This is a genomic window from Rhodococcus sp. NPDC019647 (assembly GCF_044389235.1).
Lineage (GTDB): Bacteria > Actinomycetota > Actinomycetes > Mycobacteriales > Mycobacteriaceae > Rhodococcus_F > Rhodococcus_F oxybenzonivorans.
In genome coordinates this window covers 52521-66428 of sequence record NZ_JBIRXS010000018.1, presented here as the reverse complement: position 1 = coordinate 66428, position 13908 = coordinate 52521, and the positions used below count along the sequence as shown (strand labels likewise).

Below are 13908 nucleotides of genomic sequence, written 5' to 3'. Positions count from 1 at the left end.
GTCTCCGAGCTGTCTGCGCGATCGAACCCATGGATCGCCATGGTTGCGATCGCACTCGGAGTCCTGATCGTCTCACTCGACGGCACCATTACAGCGGTCGCGAACCCCGTTCTCGCACTCGACCTCGGCGCCAGCCTGTCGGGCCTGCAGTGGATCACCAATATCTACCTACTGGCCATGGCAGCAACTCTGGTCCTCTCCGGAAAACTCGGCGATCGTTTCGGCCGACGCACCGTATTCCTGACCGGCATTGTGGGATTCGGAATCACATCCGCGGGAATTGCGTTGTCACAGAGCGTCGGAATGGTGATCACGTCACGGCTGGGACAAGGACTATTCGGCGCCTTGATCGTCACCAACGCGCTCGCCCTCCTTCGCGCACTTTTCCCCCCGGAATCTCTACCGAAAGCTCTAGCGTTATTTGCGTCGTTGATCGGCGCTTCCTCCGCTGCAGGCCCCCTCATTGGCGGTTTGCTCATCGAGCACACAAGTTGGCGGTGGGCGTTTCTCATCAATGTTCCCATCGCGGTGGTCTCTCTCGCTGTCGGGTTGAAGGTGCTTCCCGCTCGGAACTCGACCGGCGGCGACTCCACTCCCTTCGACCTGGCGGGTACCGCGCTACTCGCGGCAGCGCTGCTGCCGATCACTTACGGCCTGATCCAGGCGCCCGAAATCGGCTGGACCAACTGGCTGGTCATCGGACTATTGCTTGTGGGCATCGTCTCGGGAGTCGCATTCGTCTTCGCCGAACGTCGAGCTGTCGATCCGCTTATACCGATGCGGTTGTTCGCCGATCGCTCCATATCCCTCGGTGTCCTTCTGACCGTCATCTCCTTCTTCTCCCTGGTGGGTTCACTATTCTTCGTGCTCCTGTTTCTGCAGCAGATCAACGGAGACTCACCGATGGCCGCCGGCCTGCATATATTGCCGATGAGCATCGCGAATGTCGTCGCGTCCAGCAGCTGCGGTTGGGTCATCAAGAACTACGGCGCCCGCCCTCCGCTATTCGCGGGAATGGTGTTCAGCGCACTAGGATTTGCGCTCTTCACCGGCGTGGAACCGCGCACTGGGTACCTAGCGCTTGCCATTCCCTTCACGGTCCTCGGACTCGGAGTCGGACTGGTCATGACCTCATCTGTGCAAGCCATCCTCGGCAACGCCGACGTCACTGATGCAGGCCCCGCGGCCGGGGTGCACCAAACATCGCTCCAGATCGGCGGCATCCTGGGAACGGCAGTCCTCGGCGCGGTGATGGCATCCGCAGTCGGGGCCAAATTCGGACCCGCCATGGACGACAATGGCATTCCATCCACAATCTCCGAAGAACTGTCGGGTGAAGCCGTGCGTTCGGTGGCGCAAGGTGCCACTCCTCTGCCCACACACGTCACTCCCGAGATACTCGCAGCCCTGCACAACGCGACGGAGACGACGTTTATGCACGGCATGCACACAACCATGTGGGTCGGCGTGATCATCTCGCTGCTCGGCGCTGCAATATCGGTCGGCGTCAGACGCGGTCGGGTGGTCGAGGGTTCGACAACGGTGCACTGACCACAGCATCAGCACGATCCACTGCGTGGAGAGAATTGTTGCGTTGAGGATCGTGCAAACAGAATGAGACGGAAGGCCGTGTGGTTGCCGCCGGGACCGCACGGCCTCCCAGCCCTGTCACTTCACTCAGCTTCTGCGTCGTAGTCCACGCAGGCGTTCCTGGGTGCCGTGAGCAGGTATTCTCGTCAGCGTGCGCGGTGTGCGTGGTTCGTAACGAATTCACGCAGCTGGGCGCGGACGTGGGGTTCCAGGTGGCGTGCCGCCAATCCGTCGAGAATCTTGCCGAGTCTAGCCACGTAGCATGCGGGCGTCATCCCGAACTCGACCAGGAGATCCCCGCTGTTTCCTCCCCCGTAGGGGAGCCACCGACGGGCGTATTCGAGGATCCGGGCGTCTTCGATGATGGAATCGTTCATCATCGGGAGGCCTCCCTGACTGTCGAAATGAGCCTTGAACGAATTGCTTTCGCCTGTGCGTAGAGTCGGCCGGCCCGGTAGGAGGAGCGGACCAGTGGTCCGGCCATGACGCCGGCGAAGCCGATCTCTTCGGCGGTGGTGGAGTGCGCCACGAATTCCTCGGGCTTAACCCACCGCTCGACGGGGTGATGCCGCGGCGAGGGACGCAGGTACTGGGTGATGGTGATGATGTCGCAGCCGGCGTCGTGCAGGTCGTGCAGGGCCTGGGTGACCTCGTCGGGGGTTTCGCCCATTCCGAGGATCAGGTTGGACTTGGTGATGAGTCCGTCCTCGCGGGCGGCGGTGATCACGTCGAGGCTGCGCTGGTAGCGGAACGCCGGGCGGATGCGCTTGAAGATGCGGGGCACGGTTTCGACGTTGTGGGCGAGGACCTCGGGGCGGGTGGAGAACACCTCGGCGAGCTGCTCGGGTTTGGCTTTGAAATCCGGGATCAGTAGTTCGACGCCGGTGCCGGGGTTGAGCTGGTGGATCAGCCGCACGGTTTCGGCGTAGAGCCAGGCGCCGCCGTCGGGGAGGTCGTCGCGCGCGACACCGGTGATGGTCGAGTAGCGCAGGCCCATGGCCTGCACGGACTCGGCGACGCGGCGGGGTTCGTCGCGGTCGAGGTCGTCGGGTTTGCCGGTGTCGATCTGGCAGAAGTCGCAGCGGCGGGTGCATTGCTGCCCGCCGATGAGGAAGGTGGCCTCGCGGTCTTCCCAGCATTCGTAGATGTTGGGGCAGCCGGCTTCTTCGCAGACGGTGTGCAGGCCCTCTCGTTTGACGAGGCTTTTGAGCTCGGAGTATTCCGGGCCCATCTTCGCTCGCGTCTTGATCCAGTTCGGCTTGCGTTCGATCGGGGTCTCCGCATTCCGTACCTCGATGCGGAGCAGTTTCCGACCATCCGCGCTTGGCCTTTGATTCATTGCGTTCATCGCGTCAACCTGCACTTCCTCATGCCCGGCGTGCTTTACCTACAGCTCGCAGTGGAGAGAATGTTTCCCTCGATTGCTGCGATTCCCCGTGTCACCAATGGTGTGATCACTGCTTCTACCCCCGCGTGACCGACTGTGCCGCTGGGTGGTGATGGCCTGCCGGAGCCGCAGATTCGAGCGGCCACCACGAGGAATCCGAAAGCGTAGTACCACGACATTTCGGTGGAACCAGTCCGTAGACCGCTTCGTTCGCTATATCGCTCGATAAGCTGGTCGAACGAAGGATATCCGCGGTGAGCACTGGGGCACCCGAAGAGCCGATTGCTCACGCCATGTAGGCCTGACCAGAAGACCTGCGCGACACCGAGGTCGACGAACGGGTCGCCCACCGTCGCATGTCTCCAATCTAGAACGGCGGAAACACGAACGGCGTCGGCGAGCTGCCAGAAGACATTACGGAGTTGGTAGTCGCCATGGCGAAGGACGGATCGGCCAGATTTTGGGATAGTCGCTGCGAGGGAGTCGAACAGTTCCCGGAGATCGGGGCGCGCAGTGATCCCAGCTCTCTCGAGGCTTTCGTGCACCTGCGCAAGGTGAACCTCCAGACTCGCTTCGTCAGCGCAGAGTCGATCAAGGCCGGTCGCGTCTAGGTCGACACCATGAACCGAGGTCAATGAGTCGATGAATTGATACCCAAGGGCTTTCCGCAGGAGTACTGGAACCGCATCGAGCTCAATGTCCGTTCGAAGTACTGTCCCGGCGACTCTCCGAGCAAGGTAATAACGAGATGCTCCTGTATCACGCTGAACGATCTCCGGTACAGGTACAACCTCCGCGTCACCGAGCGCTACTTGCACTCTGAGCTCTGTCTCGATGCCGTCGCGATCGTCGTCAGCCCGGTGGAGGACCCAGTGCTGTCCTCCACCATCTACCGAGTAACCCCGACCGAGCCGAGAATCCATCGTGCTTCGCAGGCTGAGCATTGCACATTCGTCAAGATCACCTGACTCGATCAGACGGCGCCGAATCTCTTGCAGGTCGGCATCCGGGTACACAGCGCTTGCGACCGGTCTTCTCACGGATGCTGCCTTTCCATAATGAGTAATGTCTTGACGGAATTAGCGCGGCGACATGCGAAGGGCACCGTCCATGCGGAAGGTCTCACCGTTGAGGTAGTCGTGTTCGACAATCATCTGAGCGAGCTGCGCGTATTCGGCGGGCTGGCCCAGGCGTGAGGGGAACGGGACCCCGGCCTCGAGTCCCTTGCGGTACTCGTCGGTGACGCCGGCGAGCATCGGAGTGTCGATGATGCCGGGGGCGATGGTGTTGACGCGGATGCCGAACTGGGCGAGGTCGCGGGCGGCGGGGACGGTCATGCCGTGCACGCCACCCTTGGACGCGGAGTAGGCGATCTGGCCGATCTGGCCCTCGAACGCGGCGACGGACGCGGTGTTGATGATGACGCCGCGCTGCCCGGACTCGTCGACGGTGTCGGTCTTGGAGATGGCGTCGGCGGCCAGTCGCATGACGTTGAACGTGCCGAGCAGGTTGACGGTGATGACGGTGCGGAACAGTTCGAGGTCGTGGGGGCCCTTCTTCGACAGGATGCGCCCGGCCCAGCCGACACCGGCACAGTTGACGACGATGCGCAGCGGCAGTCCCGATTCGACGATCTTCTCGATCGCGGCCTGGACCTCGTCGCCGCTGGTGACGTCGGTGGCGAGGAGGGTCACGCCGTCCGGGACGGTGTCGCCGGCGCGCTCGATGGACTGCTGCAGGTCGAGGCCGAAGACGGTGGCTCCGGCGTCGACGAGGCGCTTGGCGGTGGCGGCACCGAGGCCCGACGCTGCTCCCGTGACCAGTGCGGCGGAATCTACGATCTTCACAGTGCTTCTCCTGCTCGGAAAATGGGGAGGGTGCGTTCTTTACGTTCAGCCGGTGCTAATTCGGTGCTGCGCTGCGTGGTGACTCGAGGATTATGGCGATTCCCTGCCCACCGCCTCCGCACAGCGCGGCAGCTCCTAGACCGCCTCCTCGGCGCCGAAGTGCATGCATGAGAGTGAGGGTCACTCTGGCGCCGGACATGCCGACTGGATGACCGAGTGCGATCGCACCACCATTGACGTTGACAACCTCATCGGTGATTCCGAGGTCGCGCATGGATGCGATCGCGACGCTTGCGAATGCCTCGTTGACTTCAATGAGGTCGATGTCTGTCAGGGCGATTGTCTTGCTTCGTCGGATCGCTTCGGCGATGGCGTTCGAAGGCTGGTGTAGCAGCGAGGTGTCCGGGCCCGCGACCAGCGCGTGTGACCTGATCTCGGCCAGCCACTCGATGTTTCGCGCCTGAGCTACCTCTTTTCGCATGATGACCAATGCGCAAGCGCCATCAGATAATTGAGATGAGGATCCTGCCGTTGTGGTGCCGTCCGAGGCGAAGGCCGGACTCAGGCGTGCGAGTGACTCCAGCGTGGTGTCCGGCCGAATCCCTTCGTCGGCTGTAATCGTAGTGTTTCCCCGCCGTGATGAAATTTCGACGGGGACGATCTCAGCTGCGAAGGTGGAGTTCGCCGTCGCCGCTGCGGCACGCGGTGTGATTGTGCAGCAAAGGCATCGAGCTCGACTCGGGTGAACGATTCCGCTGCTTGGTACCGCTCTGTCGCCGCGCCCATGGACGTTTGATCGAACGCACAGGTCAACGCGTCGCGATCCAAGGCATCTTCGAGAGAGTGCGGGCCATAGCGGTAGCCTTGGCGCGCGCCCCGCGCGAGGTACGGGGCGTTGGACATCGATTCCATACCGCCGGCAACGACGACATCAGCGTCTCCCGAACGGATCAGGTGGTCGGCAGAAATGATGGCCTGCAACCCGGAAAGGCACAGGTTGTTCACGGTGGTCGCGGGCACGGTCATCGGTAGCCCCGCGGCCACTGCGGATTGCCTCGCGGGGTTCGGGCCCACCCCAGCTTGCACCACGGTGCCCATGATGACGCTGTCGACGTTGTTGGCGGCGACCCCGGCGCGCTGGACAGCAGCGGCGATGGCACGTGAACCGAGTTCCACTGCCGTGAGTGGGCTCAGCGCTCCACCAAGTTTCCCGATCGGGGTGCGAGCACCGGCGACGATGACACTTGCGGACACTACGGATCTCCTCGGTATCAGGCTGGTTGTTCGGACTGGATGGCGTGCTTGCGAAGTTCGCGGGTGGCCAGCACCATGCGGTGAACCTCGTCGGCACCATCGATGAAGCGCATGGTGCGGGCCTGGGCCCAGAGCATCGCCAACGGGTGATCCTGTGTCATCCCACCGGCACCGTGGACTTGGATCGCCTTGTCGAGGACCCAGCCGACCGCGTCGGGGGCCGCGACTTTGATCGCGGAGATCTCGGTTCGCGCCTCCCGTGCACCCACGGTGTCGATCAGCCACGCAGTTCGGAGAACGAACAGCCGAAGCTGATCGATCTTGACGCGTGACTCCGCGATCCAATGCTGAATGATTCCCTGGTCAGCGAGTCGTTTGCCGAACGCGGTCCGCTCGTTCGCTCTGCGGCACATCAACTCGATGGCCCGCTCGGCCATTCCGATCATGCGCATGCAGTGGTGAATCCGGCCGGGACCGAGGCGGGCCTGCGCGAGTGCCTGTCCGCGCCCTCGTTCACCGAGCAGGTTCTTCTTGGGAACACGAACGTCCTCGAACTGGACTTCCGCATGCCCACCGTGGGCCCCGTGCGTGAAGCCGAACATCGACAGTCCCCGAACGAAGGTCACGCCCGGCGTGTCTCGGGGCACGAGTACCAGACTGTGTTGCGAGCGAGGATCCGCGTCCGGGTCGGACACGCCCATCACGACCAGAAGCTGACAGTCACTGCTCATGGCTCCGGTCGACCACCACTTTCGGCCGTCGATCTTCCAGTGATCGCCCTCGTCAGTGATGGTCGTGGTCAGATTCGACGGATCCGATGATGAGACGTCGGGCTCGGTCATGCAATAGGCAGATCGGATGGTGCCGTCGAGTAGGGGCTCGAGCCACCGTTGCTGCTGCTCGTCGGTGCCGAACAGGCTGAGCAGTTCCATGTTTCCGGTGTCGGGGGGATTGCAGTTGAATGCTTCCGGAGCCACCTCCGGACTCCACCCCGTCAGTTCGGCGATCGGGGCGTACTGGAGGTTCGACAGTCCGGCGCCCCGCGGATCATGTGGGAGGAACAAGTTCCACAGGCCCCGCGCTTTGGCTTCCTTCTTCAGGTCCGCCATGATCGCCGGTCGTTCCCACTGCAAGTCCCCGGCGGCGGGATCGTCGTGGAAGTGCTTTTCGGCGGGGAAGACGAACTCTTCCATGAATGCCGAGACCCGATCGCACATCTGCTGAGTGGTCGAGTCGAAGGTGAACTCCATGTCAGTCCTTGGTCCTTGTATTCACGGTCGGGGGGGCGGGTAGGTCAGGGAAGGGCCGCGAAGCCCCGCTCCGCGAGCGGCTGAACCATCGAACCGATGTCGTCGAACCCATCCCCCACCGTCTCGCCGTTGACGAAGCGAAGGTGGATGCCCTCCAAGATGACGGCCATCTTGTAGAAAGCGAAGCTCGAGTACCAGCTCAACTCGCTGACATCGAATCCGGTAGTCCGTGCGTAGCGCTCGACGAGGTCGTCGAAGGAGGGGTATCCGGTGTGTGTCGACGGGGTGCCGGCAATGGGGTTGGTGATGCCCTCCCATCCCGACCAGAACAGGTGCACCAGGCCGAGATCGGTGAGGGGGTCACCGAGAGTGGACATCTCCCAGTCGAGCACGGCGGCGATCGTCGGCTGCTCACCGATCCGCGCAATCATGTTGTCGAAACGGAAGTCACCGTGGACGATCGACGCCTCGGACTGCTGCGGCAGCCGCTCGCCGAGCCGCCTTCCCAGCTCTTCGAGCACCGGCAGCTCTCGGAATTTCGACGCGGCGAGTTGCTTCCGCCAGCGTCGCACCTGCCGCTCGAGAAAGCCCGCCGGCCGACCGAACGTGGTCAGGCCGAGCGAGTCGTAGTCGCGAGTGTGCAGCGCCGCGAGGCAGTCGATGTACTGGTAGGACAGTGCCGCGCGGTGGGCCGGCTCGACCTCACTGAAGTCGCTGTCCGTTCGAAGGACCTCGCCCTCGATCTTGTCCATGATGTAGAAGCTTCCCCCCGCATCCGGTGCGGCATCGTCGGCGTACACGATGCGAGGAACCGGGACAGGGCTGTTGGCCAAAGCCCGCTGCACGGCGACCTCACGCTGCATATCGTGGGCGGTTTCGAGGCGGTGCCCGATCGGTGGCCGGCGCAGGATCCACTTCCGGTTCGGGCTGGCGAGCTCGAAGGTCAAGTTCGATCGCCCACCGGCGAGGAGGCGTACGGCGAGTTCGTCGGAGGAATCCAGTTCGAAAAGTTCCTCGAGCTTGCTCCGCACGTGGGCGAGATTGAAGGGCGCGGATCGCGCGATCTCATCGACCTGGTTCATAGGTTCCTCAATATCGTGACAAGTAGAAGTGTTCAGGGGTTGGGAACGATGCCCGTGCCGGCGGGAAGCTCGTTCCGAACGAGGATCTTCACGTGGTCGATCGTGCCCGCGGCGGGCCTCAGCGCCGCGAACACGTCGTGAACCGCGTCGAGGCTGGCGTACCCGGTCACCATGAGAGACGGGTCGAACCGTCCGGTGACGACGTGGTCGAACGTCCGCTCGAAGGCTTCGTAGGTTTGTTCGCCTCGTCCGGGCCCACCGACGAACTCGAGCGAGACATTCTTCAGAATTCCGGTGACTGGGCGGATTGTCTCCGGGCGCATCGCCGAGCCGACGATCATGATCCGCGTGTACTTCGGTGCGGAGGTCATCAGCTGTCGGAGAATCTCCTTGGCGCCGGAGGCTTCGAAAACGAACGTCTCGGTCGTGGGGGCGATTTCGTTTCTCAGCGCCTCCATCGGGTCCATCTGCAATGGGTCGACTGCCACATCGGCGCCATAGGCGAGCGCAAGCTCTCGGCGCCGAGCAGACGGATCCGATGCAACGATCGGGTGTATTCCACGCACCGCGAGTTCGATGACCGATCCGAGCCCAACCGGACCGCAGCCAGTCACCACTGCAGCCGCCCCTGGCCGAATTCCCGAGCGCAGCACCGCGTTGACGCCTGTGGCGAGCGGCTCGGTCACAGCCGCCGTGACGGGATCGATGCCCTCCGGGATCTTCAGATGCCCGCCCGCTTGAACCACTGTTCTTTCGGCGAGAGCTCCCGGAGAGGTATCGCAGTAGCCCACCGTGTGGGTCGTGCCATCGGCCGTCACAATCCACGGGAGAGCGACGATGAGGTCGCCGACTTCGTAGCCAGTGACGTCGGGGCCGAGCTCGAGTATCCGGGCTGTGAATTCGTGGCCCAGTACGACGTCGCGGCGCGGATCGAACACTTCTCCGAGAACGTCGGCCTCGAGATGTGCTGCGAGAAAGTCGTCGGTGTGCTGCCATGCCGACAAATCGCTGCCACACACACCTGCGGCGAGGGGCTCGACGAGAAGCTGGCCGGGGCCTGCTACCGGTTCTGCAACGTCAGTCGCGATGATGGTCCCCTGCCGAAGAACGACAGCCCTCATCGGCCCACTCCTACCACGTCACTGTTTACCATCAGCCCTCCGAAGGCCAGTTCTCGAGCGTCTTCTGGACACTGATCAGGGCACGCAATGCCTCGGCACCGTCAAAGGCACGGTGGTCGAAGGTCAGCCCGAGGCGAGCGATCGGGCGAATGGTCAATAGCTCGGAGGTACCGTCCGCGCTTCTGCGTACGACGGGTGTGCGGACGATTGCCGGCACACCGAGCGAGGCAACCTGAGGCTTCGTGAGAATGGGGGTCGACACGACCCCGCCGACGCTGCCGGAATTGCTGATGGTAATCGTTCCGCCGGCGAGATCTTCCGGTCGTCCTGCGCCGTTGGCGAGAGCGGCGCTCGTCCTGGCAATGGCATCGGCCAGCTCAGCAAGTGACAGGGACTGTGCGTCACGAATAACCGGCACCAGAAGGCCGTCCGGCGTGTCTACGGCGATGCCCAGGTTGACTGTCTGCCATTGCAGAAGATGGGTATCGGTGAAGGTGGCGTTGACGACAGGGTGCTCAGCAATTGCCCGGCAGAGCGCAATGGCAATGAAGGGAAGGTAGCTGAGCTTGGCTTCGCCGCGCGAGGCTCGATCACGATTCAGCTTGGCGCGGGCAACAGAGACCGCGGAGAAGTCGACATCGACCTGAGCGGTGAGCTGGGGTGCGGTGTTCCACGATTCCGTGAGATTCTTGGCGATCGCGCGCCGCAGTCTGGTGTGCTCCGTTGCCGAGTACGCGACGTCCTCATATCCGGCAGGCACTGTAAGTACTGATTTTTGCGACTGGAGAAACCCACTCTTGCTTGCGAGTTCACCTGCGGACCGGTCATCCTGAGTTGCTGCCAGACCGCCTCGGCGTGCCCCTGCAGGTGGCCGGTTGACCGGTGAGAACCATGATGCTGCGAGAACGAGGGAGTCGGTCGGGGGCTTCGATTCTTCGAATACCACCGCCGGGGTGCCCTGTGAGCCGGTCACGGGGGCCGTCGCTGTCGCCGGCGAAGGTGAAGCGGCCGGCGACGGCGCAACTGCGATATCGCCGCCTTGTTCGCCGCTCGCGGCCGCGATCGCACGGGCAACCTGGTCCGGGTCACTGCCGACCGGGGCGAACCGTGCGATGACGTCGCCCACCGGAACTTCTTGCTCAACCGCTGCGACGTAGCTGATCAAGATACCCGATTGGGGTGACTCCACTTCGGTGTCGACCTTGTCGGTCGATACCTCACACAAGGCATCGCCTTCGTTGACTTCCTCGCCCGGCTTGATCAGCCATTCGGTCAGTAGGGCGAATTCCACGGAACCCATGTGGGGCATGTGGATATCGGTAAGTTCGAGCATAGTGAGAACGTCCTCGTTTTCGAAAGGTCAGTCGCGGACTAAGTGTCGGGCCGTCTCGACGATGTCGGAGACACTCGGGAAGCAGTGATCCTCGAGGAATCGGCTCGCGGGAATCGGTGCGTCGACTGAACCGAGCCGCGCAATCGGTGCTTCAAGCCAGTAGAAGCACCGCTCCTGGATCAGCGCCGCGATCTCGGCACCCGGACCAGCCGTTCGGGGGGCTTCGTGCACGATCATCGCCCGACCTGTCTTGACAACAGAGTTGATGATCGTCTCGCGGTCGAGAGGCACCAACGTCTGGAGGTCGACGACCTCGAGCTCAATTCCTTCCGATGCCAGTACCGTCGCAGCTTCCAGTGCCCGAGGCACCATGCAGCCGTAGCTGATGACGCTGACCGTGGATCCCTCGCGGGCGATGGTGGCCTTGCCCAGGGGCAACACGTACTCCGGATCGGTGAACACCTCACCGCGCTTGAAGTTGAGCTGCTTGCTCGGGTAGTAGAGCACCGGGTTGGGGTCGCGGATCGCCGCCTTGAGGAGCGCCTTCGCGTTTGCGGGGTTGGACGGTACCACTGCCTTCAGGCCCGGAAAGTGCATCGGCAGCATTTCCATGGATCCCGAATGTTCAGGGCCCGCACCGCCGCTCGGCCCGATCGGCATGATGATGACGGCGGGCAGCTCGAACTGACCACCGTGCATGTGCCGCCACTTTCCGAGCTTCTGGAAAATTTCGTCGCCGGCGATCAAGCTGAAATCTGCGAATCCAAGCTGGACGATCGGCCGCATGCCGGTCATCGCTGCTCCGGCGGCCGCGCCGACCATGAACGCTTCGGTGATTCCGGTGTTCCGGATCCGGCCCAGCCCGAACTCTTCGACGAGGCCACGGGTGCCCCCGAAAAAGCCTCCGGAAGCAATGTCCTGCCCCATGAGGAAAACCGAGTCGTCACGCCGCATCTCTTCAGCGATTGCGGCGCCCTGTGCGGCCTCGTAGCTGAGAACGGTCGTAGATCCGGGAGCGTTGGCGGGTGCGGGTGTAGTGGTGGTCATGCGAACACGTCCTTGAGAATGACGGAGGGATCAGGCAGCGGAGCGGCTTCGGCTTCGAGTAGCGCTTGCGCCACCTCGGACTTCGCGTCTGCGATGATTCGATCGGCCGTGGCCGAGTCGATACGTTTACGCATGACTTCGAGCGGATCCGTGTAGGTGGTGAGGAAGTCGGCAGGCCGATACTTCTGGGCGTCTCCTTCCCAATGGCCCCCGACGCGGGTGACTACAGCTTCGATCAGGGAGGGCCCGTTGCCGGCCCGAGCCCTGTCGATCGCGTCCTTGACGGCAAGATAGACCTCGACGGCATCATGGCCGTCTACGCGGACTCCCGGGATGCCGTATGCGGATGCGCGCTCGGCGATCGTCTTGGTCGGGCTCACGGACTCGAAAGTGGTCGACACGGAGATCCCGTTGTTCTCGCAGAAGTAGACCAAGGGCAGGCGCCATCGCGCGGCTTCGAGCAGGCTCTCGTGGAAGGTGCCGCGCGCGGCTGTCCCGTCACCGAAGTCCGCGAGGGCGATCTGATCGGTTCCGCGCATCTGCGCCGAGAGGGCCGCGCCGGCCGCTACCGGATAAACCGATCCCAGTGTTGCGCCTTCGCCCATGATTCCGAGGGCCGGATCGGCCCAGTGGGGCACGCCGGCGCCTTTACCGCCGGTCGAGCCGGTCGTCTTGCCGAGGAGATCGCCGATGATCGGTGCGAGACCCATTCCCTTTGCGAGCGGCCACGTCGCTCCTCGGCCTTGGTAGAAGAGGTAGTCGTCGGGTGCCATCGCCGCGACAGCGCCCGCCACGGCTCCTTCCTGGCCCTTGCCTGGATGCCAGAATCCCGCGAAGCCGTGGTCCCGAATGTGCACGGATACCGCGTCCTCGACGGCGCGGGCTCGGGCGATGACGGTGAACATTTCCAGCAGCAATTCCGTGCTCACCGACGGTGATACCGAAGCTTCCGGCCGGTGCTGGCTGTGCGGCGACGCCATCGTGGCCTCCTTTGCGTAGTTCGTGAGAGATACCGGATTGCTGGCACCTCGTGTTGTCTCGACACATCACGCCCAAGGACGCCTGTGTCTGCAGTCACAGAACAGAGTAAGTGGATCGAGTGATTCAATCAAGTGTGGAATTTCTTGTGATCACCGCGGCCGCCACTCGCGCATACCAAAAAATGCGCGCGAACTGCGGCAATACCGTCATGTGGATCACGCGATATGATCACCTCGCTCACCCAACGAAAGGCGAAACCGTGCCTCGAACCAGCCCTCGCGATGGGGCAGCAACCCGGCGTGCACTCATCGACGCGGCGACCAAACTGTTTGCCTCAGAGGGCGTCGAGAAAGTGTCCATTCGGGCCATCAACGCCGAAGCGGGGCTCGGAGCGGCGTCGGCTCACTATCACTTCGGATCCAAGGATGCGATCCTCGATGCTGTCCTGATCGACGCCGGCGCCGACGTGCTCGCTCACATTCACGCGCTCACGACGGCCATGGTCGACTCGGGGGCAACACCAAATGCCAAGCAGATCGTCAATCTCCTCGCAGTCCCATATCGGAAGTACCTCGGAGAAGATCCCGACAAGGGAGTGCGGTGGCTGACCATCTGCGGCCAACTGAGCTTGGCGAACGACCCGCGCCTGTTTCCGGTCGAGGACGACACCGCGAAGTTGCTTCGCAAGTTGCTCGAACGCGCATACCCGCACGCAGACGACAACAGCCTCGAACTCAACTGGTCCCTGACGGTCAACACCCTTATCGTGATGGCCGCCCGATGGTCCGACGCCAGCGGTGCCCAATCACGCGCCCTGTCGGATGAGAAGTTCGACGTGCTTGTCGACTTCGTGGCCGGCGGGCTGGAGGCCCTGATGAGCGACGGTAGGGCCTGAGCCGTTCGCCTGCCGGCTTTTCGTACCGCACTGGCGGCTGGTCGAGAGCGCGGGAAGCGCCGCCTGCTCCTGCATGCCCCTTAGCTGCGCACCACTGCGAGACGACAGAGGGTCCCGCACG

At 63.1% G+C, this 13908-nt stretch carries 12 protein-coding genes and 1 pseudogene; 2 read left to right on the top strand and 11 right to left on the bottom strand.

All coding sequences use genetic code 11. The annotated features are described in order from the left end of the window. The first annotated feature begins 39 nt into the window (after positions 1-39). The gene (locus ACH49N_RS26060) at positions 40-1551 is read left to right on the top strand and encodes an MFS transporter (protein ID WP_358277055.1); all 1512 of its coding nucleotides are present in this window, start codon (positions 40-42) and stop codon (positions 1549-1551) included. A gap of 185 nt (positions 1552-1736) precedes the next feature. Here the strand turns inward: ACH49N_RS26060 and ACH49N_RS26055 are convergent, their stop codons facing one another. The 11 genes and pseudogenes from ACH49N_RS26055 to ACH49N_RS26005 all read right to left on the bottom strand — a co-directional run bounded on the left by ACH49N_RS26055 (position 1737) and on the right by ACH49N_RS26005 (position 12891). Continuing rightward, complete coding sequence (locus tag ACH49N_RS26055) at positions 1737-1970, bottom strand: DUF3263 domain-containing protein (RefSeq protein ID WP_358277057.1); 234 nt, start codon at positions 1968-1970, stop codon at positions 1737-1739. Beyond that, positions 1967-2929 carry a lipoyl synthase gene (gene lipA, locus ACH49N_RS26050; RefSeq protein ID WP_358277059.1) on the bottom strand — a complete coding sequence of 321 codons (963 nt, stop codon included), beginning with the start codon at positions 2927-2929 and terminating at the stop codon, positions 1967-1969. The genes ACH49N_RS26055 and lipA overlap by 4 nt, the downstream gene beginning before the upstream one ends. A 44-nt stretch (positions 2930-2973) precedes the next feature. Next, a complete protein-coding gene (locus tag ACH49N_RS26045) occupies positions 2974-3900 on the bottom strand; it encodes a phosphotransferase family protein (protein ID WP_397504791.1) in 927 nt (308 codons plus the stop codon). A 156-nt stretch (positions 3901-4056) separates the two neighbouring features. Further along, positions 4057-4824, bottom strand: a complete 768-nt coding sequence (locus tag ACH49N_RS26040) for an SDR family NAD(P)-dependent oxidoreductase (RefSeq protein ID WP_358277063.1) — start codon at positions 4822-4824, stop codon at positions 4057-4059. Between the two features lie 55 nt (positions 4825-4879). Then, positions 4880-6078: pseudogene (locus tag ACH49N_RS26035) on the bottom strand (acetyl-CoA C-acyltransferase). 17 nt (positions 6079-6095) lie between these two features. Further along, entirely contained in the window at positions 6096-7328 is a 1233-nt protein-coding gene (locus tag ACH49N_RS26030; protein ID WP_358277065.1) for an acyl-CoA dehydrogenase family protein, read from the bottom strand. 44 nt (positions 7329-7372) lie between these two features. After that, positions 7373-8410 carry a phosphotransferase family protein gene (locus ACH49N_RS26025; RefSeq protein WP_358277067.1) on the bottom strand — a complete coding sequence of 346 codons (1038 nt, stop codon included), beginning with the start codon at positions 8408-8410 and terminating at the stop codon, positions 7373-7375. 32 nt (positions 8411-8442) lie between these two features. Next, positions 8443-9531, bottom strand: a complete 1089-nt coding sequence (locus ACH49N_RS26020) for an alcohol dehydrogenase catalytic domain-containing protein (protein WP_358277069.1) — start codon at positions 9529-9531, stop codon at positions 8443-8445. Between the two features lie 31 nt (positions 9532-9562). Further along, positions 9563-10864: a dihydrolipoamide acetyltransferase family protein gene (locus ACH49N_RS26015; RefSeq protein ID WP_358277071.1), complete on the bottom strand. Its 1302-nt coding sequence runs from the start codon at positions 10862-10864 to the stop codon at positions 9563-9565. 27 nt (positions 10865-10891) lie between these two features. Next, complete coding sequence (locus ACH49N_RS26010; RefSeq protein WP_159920706.1) at positions 10892-11911, bottom strand: alpha-ketoacid dehydrogenase subunit beta; 1020 nt, start codon at positions 11909-11911, stop codon at positions 10892-10894. Further along, positions 11908-12891, bottom strand: a complete 984-nt coding sequence (locus ACH49N_RS26005; RefSeq protein WP_159920704.1) for a thiamine pyrophosphate-dependent dehydrogenase E1 component subunit alpha — start codon at positions 12889-12891, stop codon at positions 11908-11910. Before ACH49N_RS26005 ends, ACH49N_RS26010 begins: the two co-directional genes overlap by 4 nt. 260 nt (positions 12892-13151) lie before the next feature. Between ACH49N_RS26005 and ACH49N_RS26000 the strand changes: the two genes are divergently transcribed. Further along, the gene (locus ACH49N_RS26000) at positions 13152-13787 is read left to right on the top strand and encodes a TetR/AcrR family transcriptional regulator (protein ID WP_159920702.1); all 636 of its coding nucleotides are present in this window, start codon (positions 13152-13154) and stop codon (positions 13785-13787) included. Positions 13788-13908 lie beyond the last annotated feature (121 nt).

Excerpts from the sequence above, each read along its gene's own strand:
- ACH49N_RS26060 (WP_358277055.1), top strand. The coding sequence starts at position 40 with ATGGTTGCGATCGCACTCGGAGTCCTGATCGTCTCACTCGACGGCACC.
- ACH49N_RS26055 (WP_358277057.1), bottom strand. The coding sequence starts at position 1,970 with ATGATGAACGATTCCATCATCGAAGACGCCCGGATCCTCGAATACGCC.
- lipA (WP_358277059.1), bottom strand. The coding sequence starts at position 2,929 with ATGAATCAAAGGCCAAGCGCGGATGGTCGGAAACTGCTCCGCATCGAG.
- ACH49N_RS26045 (WP_397504791.1), bottom strand. The coding sequence starts at position 3,900 with ATGGATTCTCGGCTCGGTCGGGGTTACTCGGTAGATGGTGGAGGACAG.
- ACH49N_RS26030 (WP_358277065.1), bottom strand. The coding sequence starts at position 7,328 with ATGGAGTTCACCTTCGACTCGACCACTCAGCAGATGTGCGATCGGGTC.
- ACH49N_RS26025 (WP_358277067.1), bottom strand. The coding sequence starts at position 8,410 with ATGAACCAGGTCGATGAGATCGCGCGATCCGCGCCCTTCAATCTCGCC.
- ACH49N_RS26020 (WP_358277069.1), bottom strand. The coding sequence starts at position 9,531 with ATGAGGGCTGTCGTTCTTCGGCAGGGGACCATCATCGCGACTGACGTT.
- ACH49N_RS26015 (WP_358277071.1), bottom strand. The coding sequence starts at position 10,864 with ATGCTCGAACTTACCGATATCCACATGCCCCACATGGGTTCCGTGGAA.
- ACH49N_RS26010 (WP_159920706.1), bottom strand. The coding sequence starts at position 11,911 with ATGACCACCACTACACCCGCACCCGCCAACGCTCCCGGATCTACGACC.
- ACH49N_RS26005 (WP_159920704.1), bottom strand. The coding sequence starts at position 12,891 with ATGGCGTCGCCGCACAGCCAGCACCGGCCGGAAGCTTCGGTATCACCG.